Genomic DNA, 24,655 nt, shown 5'->3' on the forward strand with positions numbered 1-24,655 from the left:
AGTGTAGAGTTCAGCTTATATAGAGATACAAAGAACGGAGGCTCATGCGATGAATCGGATTCGGAAATCTGGCGGATTCAGAGCTTCGATCTTTGTGATCGTGGTGGCTCTGGTCGTCTATGTTGCCGTGTACATGCCAACGCCGTATATCATATATATGCCTGGCAGTGCAGATGAAGTAAAACCAATGGTAACCGTTAAGGGCGGAGACCAGGAAGAACACGGTGTGTTCATGATGACAACCGTGTCGGCAACATATGCCAACGTGTTTTTGCTAGGAACCTCTCTGTTCAATAAAAATGCTCAAGTGGATAAAAAGGAAGACCGACTGCGCGGCAAAAGCGAAGCGGAATACTCTGCCGAACAGGTGTGGTTCATGAGTGACTCACAATCCTCCGCAATGGAGGCTGCATATGAGCAGGCTGGTGTGACTTACTCTATTGTACCTGAACATATCTTTGTATTTGGACTGTCCGAAGATCCAAAACCGGAAGGAGACATTGCTCCGGGAGATATCATTCTGGGAGTGAACGGAACAGCTACGCCGGATAATACCGTGCTTTCTGCCGAGTTAAAAGATAAAAAGGTCGGAGATACGGTTGAAATGCAACTGGAACGTGGTGGAGAGACCATTAGCCGGGACGTGAAACTGATTCAGGTAAAAGACAGTAAAACGGGTGAAACCCGCCCGGGACTCGGAGTAATGATTGGTACGGTTCAGAAGGTGAAAGCTGAAGAGCCAGACAAACAGATCTCCTTCACCGATACTCAGGTTGGTGGTCCGTCTGCCGGCTTGATGTTTACGTTGGAGATCTATAACCAGTTAACACCTGGAGATCTGACCAAGGGGCATCGAATAGCGGGTACAGGTACCATTACCAAGGAGGGTGTGGTGGGTGCCATTGGTGGTGTAGTACACAAGATTGTAGCCGCTGATCGAAAAGAAGCGGAGATCTTCTTTGTACCGAAGGATAACTATAAAGAAGCAGCAGCCAAGGCTGAACAGATCGGCACCAAAATGAAACTTGTGCCTGTAAGCACGGTGGATGATGCGCTGGCTTATTTGAAATCCTTGTCCGTAAAATCATAGGATTTTAAACGGGCGGGAAGAGATCGAGCCAACGTTGAACCGGATGGATAAAGAACGGATAAAATCGGAATAATTGATTACAGTGGAATGAAGTGTGATCAAGAGATTTGAGAAGATCAACAGACTCACTAGACCCAAAGGGGTAGAGATACCCAAAAGATTTAAGAGAAAAAGAATTAAGAGAACAAGAGAAGTGAATAAGGAAATCCCCTTGTTGCGAGGTGCCCTGAGCGGCGCGCAGCAAGGGGATTTTTTAATTATATAGTTGAGTGTCGAATAGTGGATATCAATGATCTGTTTGATGATGGAATAAAAAGCTCTATAGAGATGAAGCTTATGGTCAAAAGCGGATTACAGTCTTACAGGCGACTCATAGTAGTCACTATACATCTTGCGTGTGTCCTTATGCTCGCAAGCGAGCCCATACGCAACCTGAGCTTGTATATCCAGTTCAAGTTGATTGTGTGTGAACGTCGACGGTTTCAGTACAACAGGCAGTGAGGCGGTTTTCTTCATTTGTTTAAGCAGGCTCTGCCCTTGAGTATTAAATCCGAGGACTCGGAGATATCCAGGTCCGACAGCCAATTGCTCTGGTGAACACTCGGCTTTGGTGTGATTCAGGAGCAAGTGGGCGAGCATACGCTGGAGCTTGGTGCGTGTGTATCGTTTGGTCTTCATTGCATTCAGGAGTGCTTCGACTGAAGGCTCCGGGAGCTGAGCGAGTGCACGGCTCAGCCGGTGTTCCAAGCCTTCCGTGACTTCGGCGATGCGTTCCAGCTCGGAGGCACGGCGGGTGGCCGCGAGGTGCAACAGCGGCTGTGCAAAGCGCTCCCAGTGTATGGGAGCGCGCCCCTCTTGCCATTCGCGATGCAGAATGGCAAGGGTTGCCGCCGGCACGTATGGCGCGGCGGCATCGGGTCCGTCCGCCATTAGCAGGCGGCGGACGGCTGTGGCACTGGCGATCGCCCCCGGCCCGGGCGTCGCCTCATGATATGCGGCACCGGTACGCGCCGCCGTAAAGGGCTGGATCGCGCTGCCAAGTCGTTGCAGCGCGATCAGGTAGTGCAGCCCAAGCGAATTGTTGGGCTGCTCCAGCAGTGCAGCGGCGTCGTGAGCATCGACGCCGCCGGGCGCCAGCGCCGCCGCCGCGCCTGCGTACGCGGCGGGATAGCTGGCGCCTTCCCGCAGGCGGCGCGCGATGTCCTCGCGCATCCCTGCGGGCTCCACAGCCAGCACGCGCGCAATGCGCTGCAGGCTGTCCAGGTCGCCGGACTCGCTGCCAAAGCAGAGCGAGTCCACAACGCCGGTGCGGTGCAGCAGCGAGACCGCACCGAAGGCAAACCACTCTGCCGGTTGGACCGCGTAAGCCACCGGCAGTTCAAGCACGAGATCCGCGCCTGCGTGCAGCGCCATCTCGGTGCGTGCCCTTTTACCCACGATGGCGGGTTCGCCACGCTGGAGAAAAGGGCCGCTCATGACCGCAACAACGGCGTCTGCGCCGCTTAGCCGCCGAGCTTCTTGCAAATGATAGACATGCCCATTGTGCAAGGGGTTATATTCAACAATGACGCCTACGGCTTTCATGATTAGACGTACTCCTTTCGATTGGATAACCGAGTATGTATAACATCCATTCCATCATAGGGGATGTCATGTATTAGATCAAATCATGCACCAATTCAGACAAGAAAAAGGCACAAATCCAACATCAACGGATGTCAGACTGTGCCTGCAAATCTATTGTATATTACAGATTTTCGATAATCGGAGAACGACCTCTTCATCTTAATAAGTCATCATAATAGGACAGACATACACTTATATACATTAGGAAGAAGTTAGGTTAATCACATCTCGCAATCTCAGCACGCTTAGACACTTTCCGGCGTGGGAGATAGACTTGCTTTGGGCCCAAAAAATTCATAATGAATGTTGTCCGCTGCAACACCAAGCGCCTGAAGTTCCGTATACACTGCCCGCATGAACGAAACCGGTCCGCACAGATAATAAGTGGAATCCAGTTCATCGATCACTTGGCGAAGCCAGATCGCATCCATATAACCTTCCTTATGAAAACATTCATTTTCACGATCAGCATCCTCAGGTTGAGTATAACAATAATAAGCTTTAACGCCCTGATTACGTTTGGCCACACTGTTCACATGATCACGGAACGCGTGCGATTGACCATTGGGACTTGCATGCAAAAATGTAATGGTACGATTTTCATTCAAGTTAACGAGCGTATTTAACATGCTGATCATGGGCGTTAGACCCACACCACCACTCAGGAGAACAACAGGCCGTTTATCGTCTGCATTCAGCGTGAAGTCGCCAGCAGGAGCGGATAGTTCCAGCAGACTGCCTTCTTTAATGTGATCGTGGAGATACGTAGAGATAACTCCGTCAGGACGCTCTAATACACCTCGCTCACGCTTAACGGAAATGCGATAGTAGGGTTTACCCGGGGTATCTGAAAGGCTATACTGACGAATCTGGGTAAATGACTGTGCCTCTGGTTTGATTTTGATACTGATGTATTGTCCTGGTTCATAACTGGCAATGGGCTGACCATCGTCTGGAACGAGGTAAAAGGACGTGATGATTTCACTTTCCTGCACTTTCTTAGCAACCTTGAAGGTACGAAATCCTTCCCAGCCACCCGTCTGGTTTTCCGCTTCTGTATACATGTCCTGTTCGATCCCGATAAAGGCATTTGCAATGACATTGTAGGCTTCGCCCCACGCCGTGATAATTTCATCCGTTGCCGCGTCTCCAAGTACATCTTTGATGGCTTGAAGCAGATAGGTGCCAACAATCGCATATTGCTCGGGAACGATACCCAGGCTGCGATGTTTATGTGCAACTTGCCGGACGGCAGGCAGGATGGAGGACAGATTATCGATATGCAGGGCAGCGGTGTATACCATATTGGCGAGGGCGGCTTGCTGTCGTCCCTGTTTCTGATTTGCATGATTGAAAATATTCAGTAGTTCCGGATGAGCTGTGAACATCGTTTCATAGAAATGGCGTGTGATCGCTTCGCCGTGGAATTCAAGTACGGGTACTGTAGATTTAATCACTCTAATTGTGTGCTCGCTTAACATACATTTTCCCTCCCGATATAATATGAAATAGTTGGATAATAAATCGGTCATGGAACTGATCGTGCTTCGGTTTATAGCAAGTATAGATAGGGAGCAAGCGGGTCCGTGTGACATAGATCACACCAAGCGTTAACGAAATGTGACCGCTATTTGCAAGGAACTACAACTAAAATGACGACTTGTGATTTATCTTAAAGTGAGTCTATAATAGACCAGATGGAGTAAACGGTTCTGAGCCATTGGTTTTAAAATAGGGTGTAAAGTTAAAAGTGTTGACAAACGTCTTGAAAAATCGGTATAATGATTTTTGTTTGTTAAGTCAATTTCATAATACTTTTAACGAAGATTCGTCAGAATACATACAGTCAGGATTTATTGCTTTACAAAAGCAGGCTTGACCTGTATAACTGTCGTGATACGTTTGATACGAATTATGAAATTGGTTTCGTTTGGAGTGATGGAAATGTTAATGCCATTTCGCAAAGTGGCTACCAGTGATGGTCCCCTGAAGTTTAACGAACAGTGGGAGATCAAGGAACTGGTTTCTAACCGACAAGATATCACAGCCGTTACCCCGCTGACTGCGGACTTATCTGCAGAATTCAGAGAAGGTGACGTTGTGGATGTTCATGGCAAGCTGACTGTAGGAGTGGACATGTTGTGCTCCCGTTGTCTTAAGCCGATCAATGAACATTTTCATATTGATTTTCATGAGCAATTCAAGCAGGGAAAACAGCCAGAGGGATTACACGAAGACGATGATACGCTCTATGTGGATGGAGATAGCGTTGATCTGAAGGGTTATGCCGAGGAAGCTTTTCTGCTGGATCTTCCGTTTATACCGCTATGTAGCGATACATGCAAAGGGTTATGCCCCAAGTGTGGCCATGAGCTGAACGAAGGTGACTGCGGTTGTGATAACGAGGTTATTGATCCGCGGCTTGCAGGGCTCAAGGATTTTTTTAAATGAGCATGATTGAAAATCGAACATTTTAAGACTACCTGCAAAGGTTGATTTTGATAAGGAGGTGGGAATAATGGCAGTACCTCAACGGAGAACGTCCAAGACGCGTCGCGACAAACGTCGCACTCACTTTAAATTGGCTGTACCGGGCATGGTGAAATGTGAACAATGTGGCGAACTTAAACTTAGTCACCACGTGTGCAAAGTGTGCGGAACGTACAAAGCAAGAGAGATCATCTCTCAATAATAGTTGGACATTAAGTAGCACTTCATTTCGATGAGGTGCTACTTTTTTTGGATTAGAGAGTGTAGGTAGAGTGAGCTAACAAGCATGAAATCCTTGCACCAGAAGGGTGAATTGTTTTTGTTAGGCCAGTCTTTCTTTTTGACACGGGATGAGATATACTATAGTTTAGTACCAGGTTCTAAGATTTGACGTTACATATAGATGAACCATAATCCGTTTGAGAACGACCCTGGTGACCAGGGATGCAACTATAGAAGCAACACGAAAGAATGGTTGAACTGGCCGGACGGGACGGTTCCGTAAACGATACAGCGGGGGGTGTCAGGCATCGAACGTGTACCGAAGAGACAGAGGCAACAGCAGTTAACCAGAATGATAGAAGAGAACCCGTTTGTGACGGATCAGGAACTTACACGCCAATTGAAGGTGAGTATTCAGACGATTCGTCTTGACAGGCTGGAACTTGGAATACCCGAACTTCGGGAGCGGATGAAACTGATGGCAGAGCTCTCGTATGATCAGGTACGCTCGTTGCCCTTGCATGAGATTATCGGTGATATTGTGGATCTGCAACTGGATAAGAGCGGGATTTCCCTGTTTGAGATTAAGGAAGAACACGTGTTTTCCAGAACAGGGATTGCACGCGGACACTATGTCTTTGCACAGGCCAACTCCTTGGCTGTAGCGATTATTAATGACGAGATCGCGTTGACTGCATCAGCAGACATTCGCTTTGTCCGTTCGGTTCATTTGGGAGAGAAATGTATTGCAAAGGCTTATGTGAGATCGATCCCGGGTCAAAAGGGCAAAGCCAAAGTGGAAGTATTCACTTATGTAGGTGAAGAAATGGTGTTTCAAGGCAACTTTGTAATCTACCATTCAGGTGGAGAAGACAGCGGAGAAGGAGGTCATTTGGAATGAAAATCGTCATTGATGCCATGGGAGGCGACAATGCACCTGCATCAACGGTACAAGGTGCGATTGCCGCAGCCACGGAATGGGCGGATACACAGATCGTCCTGATCGGCGATGAAGCCAAGCTGGAACCTCTTTTGAGTCAGTCAGGTGTGAGACCTGCCAATCTTACGGTCCGGCATGCTTCCGAAGTTATTGGTTCGGATGATGAACCCGTCAAAGCAGTGCGTCGCAAGAAGGATGCCTCCATGGTGGTCGCAGGCCGCATGCTGAAAGAGGGCGAAGCGGACGCGATGATCTCGGCGGGCAATACTGGAGCGCTCATGACAGCGGGTTTGCTTGTTGTAGGTCGCATGGAAGGCATTGAACGTCCGGCGCTTGCGCCTATGATTCCAACGATTGATGATGTAGGTGTGCTTGCGCTGGATCTTGGAGCGAATATGGATGCCAAACCGGAGCACCTTGCACAGTATGGCCTGATGGGCAGTTTGTATCGGCAAAAAGTACAGGGCATTGAGTCCCCACGAGTGGGCTTGCTCAATGTAGGAACAGAGCCAGGCAAGGGAAATGAGTTAACCAAACATGCATACCCTTTACTGGAACAACTCCCAATTCGTTTTGTCGGTAATGTTGAGGCACGTGATGTGCTGACTGGTGCTTGTGATGTGCTTGTATGTGACGGTTTTGCAGGGAATATCCTGCTGAAATCGCTAGAGGGCACAGCAGGTGCCATTTTCGCCTTGCTTAAGGAACAATTTTCATCTTCTCTCAAAAGTAAACTGGCTGCAGCTGTACTAATGCCTGAGTTGCGTGGGTTGAAACGAAAGCTGGATTATACGGAGCATGGCGGAGCGCCACTCCTCGGTTTGAGCAGACTGGTTGTGAAAAGTCATGGATCTGCTGATGGCAATGCCATCAAAAATGCTGTGCGCCAAGCTCGGATTGCAGTGCAGAATCAGCTGGTAGAGAGCATATCTAAGGAAATTAGCGGGAAGTGAGTGACGATATGAATAATTTGCGCCCAGTAGGGATTATTGGTACAGGGAAATATGTGCCTGAGAAAATTTTGACAAATAGCGATCTGGAGAAAATGGTCGATACCAATGACGAGTGGATCGTCAGTCGTACAGGAATCAAAGAGCGTCACATCGCTGCACCGGATCAGGCAACTTCTGATCTGGCATACGAAGCGGCTATTAAAGCCCTTGAATCTGCAGGCATGACAGGCAGTGATCTTGATCTGATTATTGTTGCAACGATTACCCCGGATTCTTCGTTCCCATCGACAGCCTGCATCTTGCAGGACAAATTGGGTGCAAAAGGTGCCGCGGCATTTGATCTATCGGCTGCTTGTTCCGGATTTGTATACGGTTTGGCTAGTGCTACGAGCTTCATCCAAAGCGGTATGTACAACAATGCACTTGTTATTGGTGCGGACTGCTTGTCACGTATTACGGATTATACAGACCGTAACACATGTGTCCTCTTTGGTGATGGAGCAGGCGCGGTAGTCGTTGGTGAAGTTCCGGAAGGTCGCGGATTCAAAGCGTTCGATCTCGGTGCCGAAGGTGCTGGCGGTAGTCTTCTTCAGATGGAAGGCGGCGGTTCCCGACTGCCTGCTACTGCAGAGACCGTTGAAAATAAAAAACATTACATCAACATGAACGGTCGTGAAGTGTTTAAGTTTGCGGTACGTGTCATGGGGACGGCTACCATTGAGGTATTACGCAAGGCTGGTATGGAGCGTACGGATGTGGATCTGTTTGTTCCTCACCAAGCGAATATTCGGATTATCCAATCTGCGATGCAACGACTTGAACTTCCTGAAGAAAAGGTTGTAGTTAACGTGGATAAGTATGCAAACACATCTGCTGCTTCCATCCCGCTTGCTCTGGTAGAAGCGGCAGAGGAAGGTCGCATGAAAGCCGGAGATACCGTTCTGATGGTTGGATTCGGTGGCGGTTTGACATGGGGTGCATCGGTACTCGTTTGGTAAATTAGACATCTGGGAGATGAATGAGATGGGTAAAATAGCATTTGTATTTCCCGGACAGGGATCACAGGCTGTAGGCATGGCCAAGGACGCGTATGAGTCCGTGCCTGCTGCAACCGAAATTTTTCGCACAGCAGATGAAACATTGGGTTTCTCGCTGAGCAACCTTGTATTTGAAGGACCGGAGACCGAGTTGAAACAGACATCAAATACACAACCGGCTCTGTTGACAGCAAGTATTGCCTTGCTTGAAGCTTTCAAAGAAAAAGGAATTCAGCCTGACTATACAGCTGGACACAGTCTGGGAGAATACAGTGCACTGGTGGCAGCGGGCGTTCTTTCGTTTGCTGACGCAGTGAGCACTGTGCGGGCACGTGGTCAGTATATGGAACAGGCAGTACCGGGTGGACAAGGAGCGATGGCTGCTGTGCTGGGTGCGGATCGGGAAGCGCTGGGGGTGCTTTGCCGTGACGTATCTGAAAGTGGTCATGCGGTTGAACTTGCCAACATTAATTGTCCGGGACAAATCGTCATTTCTGGTGTGAAGGAAGGCGTAGCTGCTGTCGCGGAACGAGTGAAAGAAGCAGGCGGTAAACGCGCCATTGCATTGGAAGTAAGCGGTCCGTTCCACTCCTCATTGATGAAGGATGCAGCTGAGAAGCTGGCAGAGAAACTGAAAACCGTTACGTTCTCACCGGCAGCGGTCCCTGTAGTCGCTAATGTGACTGCAAGACCTGCAGAAGATGGACAGGTTCAGGATTTGTTGACAGCTCAGGTCTATTCTCCTGTATTATGGGAAGACAGTGTGACATGGCTTATTGAGCAAGGCGTGGATACGTTCATCGAGATTGGATCTGGCAGTGTATTGACCGGTTTGATTAAAAAAACAGATAAAACCGTAAAACTGTACAATGTGAACAGTCTTGAAACGCTCGAAGCAACGGCAAGTGAATTAGAAGGAATTATATGAGTTAAACTAAACTTTTTACACGAGAACGGAGAGGACAGAAAAAAACTGAAGAAGCGGAGCGTTCACCTTTATCACCGGATTTTCCCTTTATAAAAGGAAATCAAAAAAATCTGGGGATAACAGCGATCGGAAGTTTATTCTGTCATCGGAGTGGCAAGTGTAAACATTCTTTGGTTGAACTGATATAGATTTGGGGAAAGGAGGAATGATTATGTCTAAACCATTAGAAGGTAAAAATGCACTTGTTACCGGGGCATCCCGGGGCATTGGGCGCAGTATTGCACTGGCACTTGCAGAAGCTGGAGCGAACGTAGCCGTGAATTATGCGGGTAGCCAAGCGGCAGCTGAGGAAGTGGCGGAAGCGATTCGTGCCAAAGGAGTCAAGGCGATTACACTTCAAGCCAATGTTGGCCTGATGGATGAAGCTGAACAAATGGTCAAAGCTACACTCGAAGCATGGGGCAACGTTGATATTCTGGTGAACAATGCTGGAATTACCCGTGATAATCTGATCATGCGTATGAAAGAGGAAGAATTCGATCAGGTTATTGAAACCAATCTCAAAGGTGTGTTTAACTGCCTTAAGGCGGTTACACGTCCAATGATGAAACAACGGTCGGGAAGAATTATCAATATCTCCTCGGTTGTAGGTGTGCTCGGTAATGCTGGACAAGCGAACTATGTTGCTGCCAAGGCAGGAGTCATTGGCCTGACAAAGGCATCTGCTCGTGAACTGGCTTCTCGTGGAATCACAGTTAACTGTGTTGCACCAGGTTTCATTGAGACAGATATGACAAAAGAGTTGTCCCAGGAGCTGGTGGACGGTATGCTAAGTGGTATTCCGTTGTCCCGTTTGGGTCAGCCGGATGAAATCGCCGGTGTAGTCACTTTCCTGGCTTCACAGGCTTCATCTTATATGACAGGGCAGACGCTACATGTCGATGGTGGCATGTACATGTAATTCTTTCCGGACTTGAACAATAGTCGGGGAACAGGCGCTGGACGATCCGAAATGCCGGAAAAAGGCCGGGTTCCCCGGCCGGGAGCCGCATATGTCTTCTATGGCATTTTGCCTGCGATTCTCGTATAATACCAAAGAAGGAGGTGAACCGGATGTCCGATGTATTGGAGCGTGTAAAACGCATCGTCGTCGACCGCTTGGGCGCAGACGAAGCTGAAGTTACACTTGAAGCATCTTTCAAAGAAGATTTGGGTGCTGATTCTTTGGATGTAGTGGAATTGGTCATGGAATTGGAAGATGAATTTGATTTGGAAATCTCTGATGAAGATGCAGAAAAAATCACGACCGTAGGTGAAGTTGTAAACTACATACAATCTCATACCTAAAGTCATTTTTAGTCCCGCACATGTTTTCGAACAGGCGGGACTTCTCATCATTCATTGGTTTTTCTCATTCCGCAAGCAGCTCTACTCAAACAGGCCTATCTTGGTTGAGTAGATGTCTGTTTGCGGATATTCCCACAAAATACTTGCGTAATGCAGTCGATATAGAGGTGACTCGGTTTGAAACAAAGAGTAGTAATTACCGGAATGGGCGTAATGACATCGCTCGGAAAAGATTTGGAAACGTTCTGGGGCAGTTTAATGGCAGGAAAGTCCGGAATTTCTCAGATTGAGGCGTTTGATGTTAGTGAATACACGACACAGATTGCAGCCGAGATCAAGGATTTCAACCCGGAAGAATATATGGATCGCAAGGATGCTCGCAAAATGGACCGTTTTGTACAGTTCGCTGTGGCAGCCGGCTTCAAAGCCGTTGAAGACAGTGGTCTGAAAATTAACGAGAATATTGATGCAGAGCGTTTCGGTGTATCCATCGGATCAGGTATTGGTGGATTGGGTACGTGGGAGGACCAACATAATGCATTGTTGCAAAAAGGTCCAAAACGGGTAAGCCCATTCTTTATTCCCATGATGATCTCCAACATGGCTTCAGGCCAAATGTCCATTTCTCTTGGTGCCAAAGGTCCTAACATTAACGTTGTTACCGCTTGTGCAACAGGTACACACTCCATCGGAGATTCCTTCAAGCTGATTGCCAATGGTGATGCAGATGCCATGATCTGTGGTGGTGCAGAAGCAACAATCAGACCAACGGGTCTTGCGGGGTTCTGTGCGATGCGCGCAATGTCTACACGTAATGATGATCCTGCGAAGTCAAGCCGTCCTTTTGATACAGAACGTGATGGTTTTGTTATGGGCGAAGGCGCTGGTGTTATGATTCTAGAATCCCTAGAGCATGCTCAAAAACGTGGTGCACGCATTTATGGTGAAGTGATCGGTTACGGTCTGACAGGTGATGCACATCATATGACAGAACCAGATCCGGACGGAGCAGCACGTTGCATGAAGATGGCACTTCGTAATGCGGGCATTGAGCCTGAAGAAGTGGACTACATTAATGCACACGGAACTTCGACGCCTGTAGGCGACAGATCCGAAACGCTTGCGATCAAAAAGGCGTTTGGTGATCATGCGTACAAGCTCGCTGTGAGTTCCACTAAATCCATGACGGGCCACATGCTTGGCGCTGCTGGTGGTGTAGAGGCGGTTATCTGCGGATTGTCACTGACACATCAGACACTGGCTCCAACGATTAACCTGGAAAATCAGGACCCGGAATGTGATCTGGATTATGTACCAAATGTTCCACGTCAAACCAAAGTTAATATTGCCATGTCCAATTCATTTGGATTCGGCGGTCACAATGCCACCATTATTCTCAAAAAATTTGAAGCATAAGGGGCTAGTTCGTTTGAGTGAAGATCTGAAGCAGTTACAACATAAACTTCAAATCAAATTTGACAACAGGCAGCTTTTAAAACAAGCGTTTACCCATGCTTCTTATGTAAACGAACACCGCTTCAGTCAGCATCAGGACAACGAGCGTCTGGAGTTTCTGGGCGATGCCGTGCTGGAACTGACTGTATCGGAGTACTTGTATCATTTGTATCCTAACCGTCCGGAAGGTGAATTAACTAAGCTGCGGGCATCCATTGTCTGTGAGCCTTCCCTCGTCAAATTTGCTGAAGTGTTGGGTTTTGGGCAGTATGTACTTCTTGGTAAAGGTGAGGAACTAACTGGAGGACGGACACGGCCGGCTCTGCTGGCGGATGTGTTTGAATCTTTCATTGGTGCATTGTATCTGGATCAGGGGCTTGCGCCTGTTCGGACATTTCTTGATCAGCATGTCTTCCCATTAATCGTATTGGGCAGCAAGCTGCAAATGAGTGATTACAAAACGGAACTGCAGGAACTTACTCAGCATCACAATATGGGAGCTTTGGAATACCGTATCGTTGAGGAACGGGGACCTGCCCATGAACGTGAGTTTGTCTCGGAGGTCCATATGGGTCAAGAAAGGCTTGGCAGAGGTACAGGACGTTCCAAAAAGGAAGCGGAACAACAGGCTGCATCTGCAGCACTTGATCGACTGAAGCTTCCGGAAGCCGGAGCTTAACCGATAGCGCATAGACAAACGAAGAGCAAAGAGCAGCCCGCGGGTCCGCCCCGGCGGAAGTAATCGGCCGGACTGCTTTTTGCTCTTTTTTTTGTAAAGAGGTTCAGGAGAAGGTTCCTGATCGTTAACTAAATAAGTGAACTTTATTTTGGTTCAATTTATTTAGGCGCTGGAATGCAATACTTGAAATTTGCAAGAGGAGGTGACGAGAAACCCTATGTTTTTAAAACGGATTGAATTGGGTGGATTCAAGTCATTCGCCGACAAAACGGAGATGGAGTTCGTTCGTGGCATTACGGCTGTTGTAGGTCCGAACGGAAGTGGAAAGAGTAATATATCGGACGGAATTCGCTGGGTTCTGGGGGAACAAAGTGCTAAGTCGCTGCGTGGTGGCAAAATGGAAGATATCATCTTTGCAGGTAGTGACGCACGGAAAGCCGTTAATTTCGGTGAGGTGTCGCTTACACTTGATAACGAGGATCACGCACTTGCATTGGATTTTGGTGAGGTGACGGTGACTCGTCGTGTACATCGTAGCGGAGATAGTGAATATTTTATTAACAAACAATCTTGTCGTTTGAAGGATATCACGGAGTTGTTTATGGATACCGGCATCGGTAAGGAGGCCTACTCGATTATTGGACAGGGGCGAATCGAAGAGATTCTGAGTACCCGTTCAGAGGATCGCAGAGGTATCTTTGAAGAAGCTTCAGGTATCGTTAAATATAAATCCCGCAAGCGGGATGCGACGCGCAAACTGGATGAGACAGAGCAAAATTTGCTGCGTATTCATGATCTGGTGACTGAACTGGAAGATCAGATTGGCCCGCTAAAGGAACAATCGGAGAAAGCGATCCACTATAAGGAACTTCGTTCTCAGCTCAAATCGCAGGAAATTTCCATGTATGTGTACCAGATCGAACAGATTCATGCGTCCTGGAGTAAGGCAAATGAGCGCCTGCAATCGCTAAAACAGGAAGAGGTTGGACTGGCGGCGATTGTCTCTACGCATGATGCCAAGCTGGAAAATGATCGGAATGCGCTGCGTATCCTGGAAACAGAGACAGAGCAACTGCAAGCCGCTTTATTGCAATTCAGTGAAGCGACAGAGAAAAGTGAAGGACTTGGAGAATTGCTCAAGGAGCGCTCGCACCATCTGCAAACAAATCAGGAACAGCTCAAAGTAACGCTTGCCGCCAGTGAAGAGAGACATCGCGAACGGGAAACCGAGCTGCTTGCACTGCGTGAGAAGTTTGGCAAGCTTGAGCATGAACTGAATGATGTGAGAAATCAGCTGTCTCAGGAAGAAGCCAAACTCATCGGTGTCACAGGTGGCATTAGTCAGCAGCAAGAGGAAAGCCTCAAAGGCAATTTGCTGGAACTGATGAATCAGATGGCTCAGACACGCAATGAAATTCGTTATGTGGATCAGCAGAAAGAAACGCTGGAGCGCAGAATGAATCGCGCGGCTGAAGAATCAGGCAAATGGGAAGAGCAGAAAGAGACACTGGAGAGTCGCAAAACGGACATTGAGAAAAAAGTTGTTCGCTTGGGCAAAGAAATCAGCGATCTACGTGGTGGTTACATTACGGAAAGTGAACGACTTCAGTCGCTGCAGAAGCTGCTCGAAGAAAGTCGGGGTACGGTCCGTAAATGGGAACAGAAGCGTGAAGCTCAAGTTTCCCGCCGCGATACGATGAAAGAGATGCAGGATGATTTTGACGGATTCATGCTGGGTGTCAAGGAGGTTCTCAAGGCTTCACGTAAAGGTACGCTGAGCGGTGTTCATGGAGCTGTGGCTGAACTCGTAAAAGTTCCCGAGAAGATCGAACTTGCGGTAGAAACAGCAATGGGAGCATCCTTGCAGCATGTGGTCATGGAAAATGAATCAGTTTCCAGACAGGCAATTGCTTTTCTGAAGCAACGCCAGTTGGGGCGTGCAACGTTCCTGCCTCTGGATGTCATTCGTCCTCGTGCCATTGGAGCGGCTGAACGTTCTATGATTGAAGGTATGGAGGGTTTTGTGGGGATCGGTGCTGATCTTGTACAATTCGAATCCAAATATGCTTCAATCATTGGCAGCTTGCTCGGTAATGTTATTATTGCCGAAACGTTGGAGGTCGCCAATAAAATTGCGGCTCGCTGTCAGTATCGTTTCCGGGTTGTGACGCTTGAAGGTGACGTGGTCAATGCGGGTGGTTCCATGACAGGTGGTAGCCAGCACAAGAAAAATGTGAGTCTGCTCAGCCGGAAACGGCAGCTGGACCAGCTCGACCAGGATATTTTGGATACGGAAAATCAAATCGTGAAACTGCATCGCAGTGTGGATGATGTAAAAGTTCAACTGGAACAGTGTCAGGACAAACTGGATGAACTTCGTCAGTCCGGTGATGATACCCGAAATGCAGAACAGCAGGCTTCGATGGAAATGAAACAGGTAGAGCATGAGCTTCGCCATGTGCTTGAACAGGTTGCCGTTGCCGGGCAGGAGAAGAGTGGCTTTACCGAAGAGATCAAAGAGCTGGATACGGCTCGGATCGTCGCTGTGAAGAAGCTGGAGCAGCTTGAAGAGGAAGAAAAAGCGACTCATCGTGCCATTCATGCAGCCGAGTTTGCTCGGAAAGCCAATGAATCTGCGAAGGAAGAATTGCAGAGCCAACTCACCGAATTGAAAGTGCGTGAAGGCAAGCTGGATCAGGAGCGATTCTCCAATGGAGAACAATTGCGACGTCTGGAGCGGGAAGTAGAGTCGCTGGTGAAAGATCTTCGTCAGAATCGCACGTTGCTGGCTTCGATGGAAGCAGATCTCAAGAAAACACAGACCGAGAGTGTTAAACAGATTGAAGATCTGAACCAGTATAAGCTGAAAAAAGCGGAAGCTTCTCAGGATCTGGACTTCAAACGTGCTGCCCGAAGTGAGTTGTCGAAAAAGCTTGAGCTTGCCGAGAGCGAAACGAAGGAACAGCGCACGCAGTTAAAAGCTGTGGAAGAACAGATGCGACAGACGGAAATTTCCGTGAACCGGTTGGATGTTGAGCTGGAAAATATACTGCGAAAGCTGACGGATGAATACGAACTGGGCTATGAACTGGCCAAAGAGCGTTATCCTGTACCGGAAGACGTGGAGCATACACAGGCAGAGGTACAGAAGCTGAAGCGCAGTATATCCGCCCTGGGTGATGTGAACCTGGGAGCGATTGAGGAGTTCCAGCGAGTCAATGAGCGATACGAGTTCCTGAGTGAACAGAAGAATGACCTGGTGGAAGCTAAAACAACGTTGTATCAGGTTATTCGGGAAATGGAAGACGAGATGGCGAAGCGATTCAAGATTACGTTTGATGCCATCCGCCGTGAGTTCGGTACCGTGTTTAGCAAGCTGTTTGGCGGGGGACGTGCTGACCTTGTTCTGATGGACCCGGAGCGCTTGCTTGAAACGGGAATAGATATCGTGGCTCAGCCACCAGGCAAGAAACTGCAAAACCTGCAACTGTTATCCGGTGGGGAACGGGCTTTGACGGCGATGGCTTTATTATTTGCTATTCTGCATGTCAAACCGGTACCATTCTGCGTGCTGGATGAAGTTGAGGCAGCGCTGGACGAAGCTAACGTGGTACGTTTTGCCCAGTACTTGCGTGAATTCTCCGAACAGACACAGTTTATCGTTGTTACCCATCGTAAAGGTACGATGGAAGAGGCAGATGTGCTGTACGGTGTTACAATGGAAGAGGGCGGTGTATCCAAGCTCGTTTCGGTTAAACTGGAAGATGAGGAAGCAGTAATTGCCTGATCTGATCCAAACCTGCGAGACAAACGAACTCATTGTAATCATTGAAAATCATTCAGATTGAGCATTTTTGCAAAACCGCTTAGATTATGTACACGATGGAGGGGCTTTATGAGTTTTTTTAAAAAGCTTAGAGACAGCATTGCAAGCAAAACGGAGTCGGTCACCAAACAGTTTAAGGATGGATTGGAAAAGACACGTAAAGGGTTAGTGGAAAAAGTGTCGGATCTCGTAATCCGTCGCAAAAAAATCGATGAAGAGTTCTATGAAGAACTGGAAGAGATTTTGATCGGAGCAGACGTTGGTGTGAATACAGTCATGAATCTGATCGAAGACCTGCGCGTTGAGGTGAAAAAACGCAAAATTGAGGATGCGGCTGAGCTGCAGCCTGTATTGTCCGAGAAACTGACGGGTCTTCTTCGCGGTGAACAGAATAACGAATTGAAAATGAACCCGGATGGCATTACCGTCATTTTGTTTGTTGGTGTTAACGGTGTTGGTAAAACAACAACGATTGGCAAGCTGGCACATCGATTTAAACAACAAGGTAAAAAAGTCATCATGGCAGCTGGAGATACGTTCCGTGCCGGAGCCATTGAACAGCTGGAAGTATGGGGGCAACGTGCCGGTGTCGATGTGATCAAACAGCAATCTGGTTCTGATCCAGCAGCGGTTATGTATGATGCGGTACAAGCAGCGAAACAACGGGGTGCGGATGTTCTGCTCTGTGATACAGCAGGTCGTCTGCAAAACAAATCTAACCTGATGGACGAGCTTAACAAGATCTATCGTGTCATTCAGCGTGAAATTCCGGATGCTCCGCATGAAGTACTGATGGTACTGGATGCAACAACAGGTCAAAATGCTTTAAACCAGGCTAAACTTTTCGGTGAGAAAAGCGGTGTAACTGGCCTCGTACTGACGAAACTGGATGGAACAGCCAAAGGGGGGATCGTTGTTGCGATCCGTCAGGAGCTGGACTTGCCTGTGAAGCTCGTAGGACTGGGTGAGAAAATTGATGATCTGCAGCCGTTTGATTCGGAGCAATTTGTGCATGCCTTGTTCGCCGGATTGATCCAAGAACAGCCAGCGGAAAGTGCTGAAGAAGAGGAAGCTAATTCCTAGAATCATTAATAATAGAATGAATTAATAATGTTAACCGTATTGCCAGTGATATACGTGATAAGTGTCACGTGTAATGTCACTGGCAATACGTGTATAATGGAGGAATAAAGCAGGCAATGTTAAAGGGTTAGAAAGGACGGTTGAAAATGGCCAATACGTATACCTATTCTCGCCGTGAAGAAGTCGCCAATGCGGTGACACATGGAATCGGCGCTGCACTCAGTGTAGCTGCACTGGTGATATTGATTGTATTTTCAAGTATGAAAGGCACGGCTTGGCATGTGGTCAGTTTCACGATCTACGGAATCACCATGCTGTTGCTCTATACAAGTTCTACACTCGTGCATGCATGGAAAGATGGAAAAGTGAAAGATTTATTTGAGATTTTCGACCATTCTTCCATTTATTTATTTATTGCGGGATCGTACACTCCGCTTTTGTTTATTGCTGTTCGCGGTACACTTGGATGGACCCTGTTTGGCATAATCTGGGGTATCGCATTATTCGGCGTGATCTTTAAGGCATTTTTTACGAAAAAGTTTCTATTCATGTCCACGATTTTCTATATTGCGATGGGCTGGCTGATCGTTATTGCCTGGCAACCTCTTATGGCGGCCATTCCTACAGGCGGCATTGTGTTGCTGGTTGCTGGAGGCCTGATGTATACACTTGGTACGCTCTTTTATGTATGGCGTGGATTTCCGTACCACCATGCGATTTGGCATCTCTTTGTGTTAGCAGGCAGTATTCTTCATTTCTTTATGGTACTGCTGTACCTGACACCACTTCGTTAGAACACCATAAACGGATGCATCTCCACGGACTGAGACGCATTCGTTTTTTCTTCTACATAGAGGTGGGTCGCAGGGACACAGATAGAATTTGCTTGTAGTGAAGAAGGGCATAAACCACCCGTTAAACATCGAAATAACGTATCATCAGAGCTGTTTTTATTGTGACAAGTATTTTTGCTTGACAACCTGATTTGTTTTAGGTATTATTAGGAACGTTGCAAGAGTGTAAAGTGTTTTTCCTTGACGAAGGGAGTGCCCCGATGTGAGTCAAGAAAATCGGCTTGAGAAGACAAACCGGATTAACTTGCTGTTTGCTTTTTATGAATTGTTACTTACCGAGAAACAGCAGACTTTTCTAAAGTATTACTTTCATGACGATTTCTCACTTGGTGAAATTGCAGCCGAGTTTGAGATCAGCCGCCAGGCGGTATACGAGCATATCAAGCGTGCCGAACAAGTGCTGGAAAATTACGAAAGCAAGCTGGGCTTGCTGGAAAAGCATGAACGGCGTAATCGCAATCTTGAAGATTTGCAAAATGCATTGGAACGCGCAGGCGTCTCCATTGATAACAACAAACAAATACACGATATCGTTGCTCAGCTTAGTGAATGAAATATTGGCTGAGCGGAACGTATCGGTCTTGCAAACAGTATTAAAGCTTAAGGAGGTGGGATCATGGCATTTGAAGGATTAACGACCCGATTACAGAATGTGTTCAGCAAGCTGCGCGGCAAAGGCAAGGTGTCTGATGAAGATGTAGCCGAGGCTATGCGCGAGGTACGTCTGGCATTGCTCGAAGCGGATGTAAACTTCAAAGTGGTCAAGGAATTCATCGCCAAGGTGAAAGAGAAGGCTGTTGGCAAAGAAGTGATGGAGAGCTTCACGCCAGGAATGGTCATCATCGACATCGTTAACAAGGAACTAACGGATTTGATGGGTGGAAGCCAAGCGAAACTGGCTAAAGCGAACAAACCGCCTACGGTGCTGATGATGGTTGGTTTGCAGGGTGCTGGTAAAACAACCACATCGGGTAAACTGGCTAAAATGCTGCAAAAGCAAAACAGCAGACCATTGCTTGTTGCAGGAGATATTTATCGTCCCGCAGCGATCAAACAGTTGCAAGTACTTGGCGAGCAGATCAAAGCGCCGGTATTCACACTGGGAGATCAGACAAGCCCTGTTGAGATCGCACGTCAAGGTCTTCAACATGCGAAGGATAACGGTAATGACTATGTTATTATCGATACAGCTGGACGTCTGCATGTTGATGAAGAACTGATGGAAGAACTTCGCCAGATTCACAGCGTAGTGAATCCGGATGAAGTACTGCTTGTCGTAGACAGCATGACAGGTCAGGATGCGGTTAACGTAGCAGAACACTTTAACCAGCAGCTTAATCTGACCGGGGTTGTCCTGACAAAGCTGGATGGAGATACTCGTGGTGGTGCTGCGCTTTCCGTCAAAGCAGTTACGGGTTGTCCAATCAAGTTTGCTTCCCTTGGAGAGAAACTTGACGCTTTGGAGCCGTTCCACCCGGAACGTATGGCTTCACGGATCCTCGGTATGGGTGATATGTTATCTCTGATTGAGAAAGCACAATTAAACATTGATACCGATAAAGCCAAGGAAATGGAACGGAAGATGCGTAATGCAGAATTCACGTTTGAAGATTTCCTGGAGCAGATGGATCAAGTGAAAAAGCTGGGACCAATCGATCAGATCATGGATATGATCCCCGGCATGGGCAAGATGAAACAAGCCAAGGATCTGAAGGTTGATGATAAACAGATGGGCCGGATCGAAGCGATCGTTTACTCAATGACGACCGAAGAGAAACGTAACCCGGACATGATCAACCATAGCCGCCGGAAGCGTATTGCTACCGGAAGCGGAACATCTCTGGCTGAAGTAAATCGTCTGATCAAGCAATTTGATGAGATGCGCCGCATGATGAAACAGTTCTCGGATATGATGGGACCTAAAGGCGGCGGTAAAAATAAAGCGATGAAGCAGCTTAAAGGTATGGGTAAAGGAATGAAGTTTCCTTTCCGTTGATTTAAGCGAAGCTGGATCATATACAGATTTCATTGAAGGAGGTGAATTTTCAAATGGCAGTTCGTATTCGTCTGAAACGTATGGGTGCTCACAAAGCTCCTTTCTACCGCGTAGTGGTATCGGATTCCCGTTCCCCACGTGACGGTCGTTTTATCGAGGAGATCGGTTACTACAACCCGGTTGAACAACCGGCTGTTGTTAAGATCGATGAAGATAAAGCATTGGCATGGCTTCAAAACGGTGCACAAGCATCTGACACTGTCCGCAACTTGCTTAGCAAAGCGGGCGTGATGAAGAAGTTCCACGAGTCTAAATTATCTAAATAAAGTGCTGATTCGGAGGGTCATCTATGGAAGAATTAGTAAGCATAATTGCTAAGGCTTTAGTCGATCATCCGGAAGATGTGACGGTTCGGACGGTTGAGAAAGACCGGCTTGTCGTTTATGAGTTAACTGTTCATCCTGACGATGTCGGGAAGGTAATTGGTAAACAAGGACGAATCGCGAAATCACTTCGTACGGTCGTCACATCAGCAGCAGTTAAGATGGATAAACGGGTTACCGTTGATATCATATCTTAAAGATATACGAAAGGGGGTTAGGATGCATGTCCTAGCCCCTTTTCGTGCATGCTGAACTTAATATGTTGAATTAGATATTGAATTAAAATATTTTGGGTATGAGTGACTTCGGAGCAGTGCAGGGGACGGGATCGATTCTGGAGAAGCGTCAGCGTTCGCCTTTATCACCTCATTTTCACCTTTTAAAGTAAGTTCGAAAAATGAGGGGGTAACAGCGATCGAAAGAACGAACCGTCGCCGGAACGACCGTACGAGAGTCGAAGTAGCTGTTTAGTTTGATTTAATTTCGTAGGAGGAACGTATGGCAGAGTTTATGAATGTAGGTAAAATCGTTAATACGCATGGAATTCGCGGTGAGGTGAGAATCATGCCTATAACCGATTTCCCGGAAGTGCGTTTCGCGAAAAATGCAGAGTTGTTTTTCTTTACACCAGATAATCATCCAGTCATGGTTAACGTGGAATCTGCACGTTTGCATAAAAATATGTATATTCTTCGTCTGAAAGAGTATGGCAATATTAATGAAGTAGAGAAGTTTAAAGGCGGTATGGCCAAAGTGTTAAAAGAGAACCTCGCTGAGCTGGAGGAAGGTGAATACTACTTCCATCAAATCGTTGGGTGTTCGGTTATCACCGAAGAGGGTGAAACGCTTGGAACTATCTCTGAAATTTTGACTCCGGGTGCCAATGATGTATGGGTTGTCAAAACGCCAGCAGGTAAAGAAGTGCTGATTCCCGTTATTGATGATGTAGTACTTGATGTGGACATCGAACAGCAGCAAGTGAAGATTCACCTGATGGAAGGGCTGCTGTAACATGAAAGTGGATGTATTAACACTATTCCCGGAGATGTTTGATGGCGTATTCGGAGCAAGCATTCTGGGTAAAGCCCAAACGAAGGGGCTGGTGTCCCTCGGTGCAACCAACTTCCGTAATTATGCCACAAATAAACATAATACGGTCGATGATGCTCCTTACGGTGGGGGTGGAGGCATGGTGCTAAAACCAGATCCGATCTTTGCTGCTGTTGAAGATGTACTGGAGCAACGCGGAGAAGCCGCGGCAACCATGAAAGCTCCACGTATCATTTTAATGTGTCCGCAAGGTGAGACGTTTACACAGAAAAAAGCAGAAGAACTTGTACAGGAAGATCATCTGATTTTTATATGTGGACATTATGAAGGTTACGATGAGCGAATTCGCGAATTTCTCGTGACGGATGAACTATCCATTGGTGATTACGTGCTCACTGGTGGGGAATTGCCTGCTATGGTTGCGATCGACAGCATCGTACGTCTTATTCCCGGTGTGCTTGGCAATGAGACAAGTGCTGTGACGGATTCATTCAGTACTGGACTCCTCGAATATCCACACTACACACGTCCACCCGAGTTTAGGGGCATGAAAGTACCGGATATGCTGTTGTCGGGACATCATCTGAACATTGAGGCATGGCGTAGAGAACAGTCGTTGCTTCGTACGCTGGAGCGCAGACCGGAGATGTTGGAAACGGCTGATTTGACGGATAAAGAACGTATTTGGTTGAAAAAGATACGCTCAAACCGTAAACATAGCACAGAGTAAGTATAAGTATCGTATAAACACGTAAATATATCTTTTTATAGAGTTTGAAAAAGCCAACCTTGATACCAAAGGTTGGCTTTTCTTATGTGTTTTGTAAAGAAAGCTGGATATTCAATGGGTTATTCTATAAAATGGAGGTATATTTTAAAACTCAGTTTCACTAAATGAAACCAAAGGCGGTGTATGAATGACTTACAATATTATTGGTCTTGATCATATTCAGCTCGCAGCACCTGAATCTTGTGAAGCGGAGGCACGTCATTTTTTCCATAAAGTACTGGGCTGGACGGAGATTCCCAAACCTGAAATTCTGAGAAAACGGGGTGGTGTATGGTTCGAGTGTGGTAGACACCAAGTGCATATTGGCGTACAAAAAGATTTTATTCCCGCCACAAAAGCTCATCCGGCTTTTCATGTACAACATTTGGATCAGTTGCGTGATCATCTCATTCATAACCAAATTCATATTGTCGATGACGAAGCAAGGGCAGATGAAGGTGTAAGACGTTTCTATATAAATGATCCTTTTGGCAATCGTCTTGAGTTTTTAGAGTGGGCTTAAAATCATTCGTTTAAATCGTTTAATTACGTAGGCACTTTTTTGCAGCTTTGAACATTTTTGCATGACCACATAATAGGGTTGTAAAAAACAGGGGTTTTCTTTATGGTGAACTCAGCTGGATTTGAATAACAACGATAAGCTGAGGAGGAAGATGATGAGCATTCAGCCTTATGAAATCGCCAGACTAAATATTAGCCAAGCCGGAGAACGCTGCAAAATGCTTTTGGGAGATCTAAACGGGGATAGCAGACTTGAAATGTTGCTGGTACAGGCAGATGGGGGTATAGACGATCGGTACGTCCCGCATCAGGTATGTTGTTTGACTGCATTTGATCTGGAAGGAACATTACTATGGCAGGTCGGAACTCCTGATCCCGATGCAGGGGGTCCGGGTTCAGACTATCCCGCTCAGGTAGCAGATTGGGATGGAGATGGAAATAATGAAGTATTGTGTGTCATGGACAAACAATTTCTGGTGTTGGATGGCCGGACCGGAGAGATTAAAGAAACACGTGATCTGCCAGGTGATGAAGCACATGACTGCATTATTCTCACCAACCTGACGGGTAACCAGCAGAAAATGGACATTATACTGAAAGACCGCTATAAGACGTTATGGGCACTCGACCATGATTTTAATTTGTTATGGAAGCATGAAGGGAATCCGGGACATTTTCCATGGGTATATGACATCGATGGAGATGGGAAAGATGAAGTGATGGCCGGATATGACATGCTGGATCATGATGGGACGTTGTTATGGTCTTGTCATAATCTCGATGATCATGCTGACTGTATATGGTTTAGCGACGTTGATGGTGATGGGGAAGTCGAGATTGTTATCGGTGGCAGTGTTACGGTCATGATGGACCGCTATGGTAATGAGAAGTGGCGTTATGAAGATTCGATTGAATCACAGCATATTGCATTAGGCCATTTTTGTACTGGAATGATAGGTTTACAGATTGCAGGTCTGGACCGGATTGTCCGTGGGGATGAGAATGGTAAGGATGGAATGTTCATGCTGGATAGCGCAGGGCAAGAAATATGGAAAGAAAACCGCACGACTCCTGGCTGGTTAACCATTATAGAGCCTGTATGTAACTGGGATGAAGGTGGACTCGATTATATTTTGGCGTATCGTAGAGGTGGAGATGTGTTGCCTTCTTTGGTAGATGGAGATATGAAAACGGTTACTGAATTCCCGAAAGAGGGATATGCGGTACATGCAGACCTGGTTCAGACGGGGAAAGAACAGATCATCATCTATGACGCAGAGGAAGCAGTGATTTATTCCAGCTCTCCGATGACATTATCACTTACCGATGCAAAAAGAGCCAAGCCACAGCTTAAAAGGCTGTATAACTCGACTCTGTATCCGGGCGGTGAAGTTAAAATCTAGGT

24 protein-coding genes are annotated in these 24,655 nt (G+C 47.0%); 22 read left to right on the forward strand and 2 right to left on the reverse strand.

Going from position 1 to position 24,655, the window contains the following annotated elements:
- Positions 1-49: 49 nt before the first annotated feature.
- A complete protein-coding gene (locus NSQ20_RS11220) occupies positions 50-1,090 on the forward strand; it encodes a SepM family pheromone-processing serine protease (protein ID WP_076318510.1) in 1,041 nt (346 codons plus the stop codon).
- A 351-nt stretch (positions 1,091-1,441) separates the two neighbouring features.
- Here the strand turns inward: NSQ20_RS11220 and NSQ20_RS11225 are convergent, their stop codons facing one another.
- Positions 1,442-2,674, reverse strand: coding sequence for a nucleotidyltransferase (locus NSQ20_RS11225; protein WP_340032458.1), 1,233 nt, complete (start codon positions 2,672-2,674; stop codon positions 1,442-1,444).
- Between the two features lie 287 nt (positions 2,675-2,961).
- Entirely contained in the window at positions 2,962-4,197 is a 1,236-nt protein-coding gene (gene hmpA, locus NSQ20_RS11230; RefSeq protein ID WP_340032459.1) for an NO-inducible flavohemoprotein, read from the reverse strand.
- A gap of 463 nt (positions 4,198-4,660) precedes the next feature.
- Here hmpA and NSQ20_RS11235 point away from each other — a divergent pair, with 463 nt between their 5' ends.
- The 21 genes from NSQ20_RS11235 to NSQ20_RS11335 all read left to right on the forward strand — a co-directional run bounded on the left by NSQ20_RS11235 (position 4,661) and on the right by NSQ20_RS11335 (position 24,653).
- Positions 4,661-5,167 (forward strand): DUF177 domain-containing protein, encoded by a 507-nt coding sequence (locus NSQ20_RS11235; protein ID WP_036609465.1) that lies wholly within the window; start codon positions 4,661-4,663, stop codon positions 5,165-5,167.
- A 67-nt stretch (positions 5,168-5,234) separates the two neighbouring features.
- Positions 5,235-5,408, forward strand: coding sequence for a 50S ribosomal protein L32 (gene rpmF / locus NSQ20_RS11240; protein ID WP_017689233.1), 174 nt, complete (start codon positions 5,235-5,237; stop codon positions 5,406-5,408).
- A 372-nt stretch (positions 5,409-5,780) separates the two neighbouring features.
- On the forward strand, positions 5,781-6,329 hold the full coding sequence (fapR, locus tag NSQ20_RS11245) for a transcription factor FapR (RefSeq protein ID WP_047842457.1): 549 nt from the start codon (positions 5,781-5,783) through the stop codon (positions 6,327-6,329).
- On the forward strand, positions 6,326-7,321 hold the full coding sequence (gene plsX, locus NSQ20_RS11250) for a phosphate acyltransferase PlsX (RefSeq protein ID WP_340032460.1): 996 nt from the start codon (positions 6,326-6,328) through the stop codon (positions 7,319-7,321). The genes fapR and plsX overlap by 4 nt, the downstream gene beginning before the upstream one ends.
- Before the next feature lie 8 nt (positions 7,322-7,329).
- Positions 7,330-8,319 carry a beta-ketoacyl-ACP synthase III gene (locus NSQ20_RS11255; protein WP_036610885.1) on the forward strand — a complete coding sequence of 330 codons (990 nt, stop codon included), beginning with the start codon at positions 7,330-7,332 and terminating at the stop codon, positions 8,317-8,319.
- A gap of 25 nt (positions 8,320-8,344) precedes the next feature.
- Positions 8,345-9,286 carry an ACP S-malonyltransferase gene (gene fabD, locus NSQ20_RS11260; protein WP_340032461.1) on the forward strand — a complete coding sequence of 314 codons (942 nt, stop codon included), beginning with the start codon at positions 8,345-8,347 and terminating at the stop codon, positions 9,284-9,286.
- A 211-nt stretch (positions 9,287-9,497) separates the two neighbouring features.
- Positions 9,498-10,247 carry a 3-oxoacyl-[acyl-carrier-protein] reductase gene (gene fabG / locus NSQ20_RS11265; RefSeq protein ID WP_017689228.1) on the forward strand — a complete coding sequence of 250 codons (750 nt, stop codon included), beginning with the start codon at positions 9,498-9,500 and terminating at the stop codon, positions 10,245-10,247.
- Between the two features lie 152 nt (positions 10,248-10,399).
- The gene (gene acpP, locus NSQ20_RS11270; RefSeq protein WP_024630176.1) at positions 10,400-10,633 is read left to right on the forward strand and encodes an acyl carrier protein; all 234 of its coding nucleotides are present in this window, start codon (positions 10,400-10,402) and stop codon (positions 10,631-10,633) included.
- Between the two features lie 177 nt (positions 10,634-10,810).
- Positions 10,811-12,049, forward strand: coding sequence for a beta-ketoacyl-ACP synthase II (gene fabF / locus NSQ20_RS11275; RefSeq protein ID WP_036609459.1), 1,239 nt, complete (start codon positions 10,811-10,813; stop codon positions 12,047-12,049).
- A 13-nt stretch (positions 12,050-12,062) separates the two neighbouring features.
- Positions 12,063-12,767: a ribonuclease III gene (rnc, locus tag NSQ20_RS11280; protein WP_036609458.1), complete on the forward strand. Its 705-nt coding sequence runs from the start codon at positions 12,063-12,065 to the stop codon at positions 12,765-12,767.
- Positions 12,768-12,984: 217 nt separating this feature from the next.
- The gene (gene smc, locus NSQ20_RS11285) at positions 12,985-16,554 is read left to right on the forward strand and encodes a chromosome segregation protein SMC (protein ID WP_036609457.1); all 3,570 of its coding nucleotides are present in this window, start codon (positions 12,985-12,987) and stop codon (positions 16,552-16,554) included.
- A 108-nt stretch (positions 16,555-16,662) separates the two neighbouring features.
- Positions 16,663-17,676 (forward strand): signal recognition particle-docking protein FtsY, encoded by a 1,014-nt coding sequence (gene ftsY / locus NSQ20_RS11290; protein WP_036609455.1) that lies wholly within the window; start codon positions 16,663-16,665, stop codon positions 17,674-17,676.
- Positions 17,677-17,822: 146 nt separating this feature from the next.
- Complete coding sequence (locus tag NSQ20_RS11295) at positions 17,823-18,470, forward strand: hemolysin III family protein (protein ID WP_017689222.1); 648 nt, start codon at positions 17,823-17,825, stop codon at positions 18,468-18,470.
- A 262-nt stretch (positions 18,471-18,732) separates the two neighbouring features.
- The gene (gene ylxM, locus NSQ20_RS11300) at positions 18,733-19,083 is read left to right on the forward strand and encodes a YlxM family DNA-binding protein (RefSeq protein ID WP_017689221.1); all 351 of its coding nucleotides are present in this window, start codon (positions 18,733-18,735) and stop codon (positions 19,081-19,083) included.
- 63 nt (positions 19,084-19,146) lie between these two features.
- A complete protein-coding gene (gene ffh, locus NSQ20_RS11305; RefSeq protein ID WP_017689220.1) occupies positions 19,147-20,526 on the forward strand; it encodes a signal recognition particle protein in 1,380 nt (459 codons plus the stop codon).
- A gap of 53 nt (positions 20,527-20,579) precedes the next feature.
- Complete coding sequence (rpsP, locus tag NSQ20_RS11310) at positions 20,580-20,852, forward strand: 30S ribosomal protein S16 (protein ID WP_017689219.1); 273 nt, start codon at positions 20,580-20,582, stop codon at positions 20,850-20,852.
- Between the two features lie 23 nt (positions 20,853-20,875).
- Positions 20,876-21,106, forward strand: a complete 231-nt coding sequence (locus tag NSQ20_RS11315) for a KH domain-containing protein (RefSeq protein WP_017689218.1) — start codon at positions 20,876-20,878, stop codon at positions 21,104-21,106.
- A 301-nt stretch (positions 21,107-21,407) separates the two neighbouring features.
- Positions 21,408-21,920: a ribosome maturation factor RimM gene (rimM, locus tag NSQ20_RS11320; protein ID WP_036609454.1), complete on the forward strand. Its 513-nt coding sequence runs from the start codon at positions 21,408-21,410 to the stop codon at positions 21,918-21,920.
- 1 nt (position 21,921) lies between these two features.
- Entirely contained in the window at positions 21,922-22,689 is a 768-nt protein-coding gene (trmD, locus tag NSQ20_RS11325; RefSeq protein WP_036670343.1) for a tRNA (guanosine(37)-N1)-methyltransferase TrmD, read from the forward strand.
- Between the two features lie 187 nt (positions 22,690-22,876).
- On the forward strand, positions 22,877-23,251 hold the full coding sequence (locus NSQ20_RS11330; protein WP_036609452.1) for a VOC family protein: 375 nt from the start codon (positions 22,877-22,879) through the stop codon (positions 23,249-23,251).
- A gap of 154 nt (positions 23,252-23,405) precedes the next feature.
- Positions 23,406-24,653, forward strand: a complete 1,248-nt coding sequence (locus NSQ20_RS11335) for a hypothetical protein (RefSeq protein ID WP_076326824.1) — start codon at positions 23,406-23,408, stop codon at positions 24,651-24,653.
- Positions 24,654-24,655: the final 2 nt, after the last annotated feature.

Source organism: Paenibacillus sp. FSL K6-1122 (genome assembly GCF_037977015.1).
GTDB classification, from domain to species: domain Bacteria; phylum Bacillota; class Bacilli; order Paenibacillales; family Paenibacillaceae; genus Paenibacillus; species Paenibacillus amylolyticus.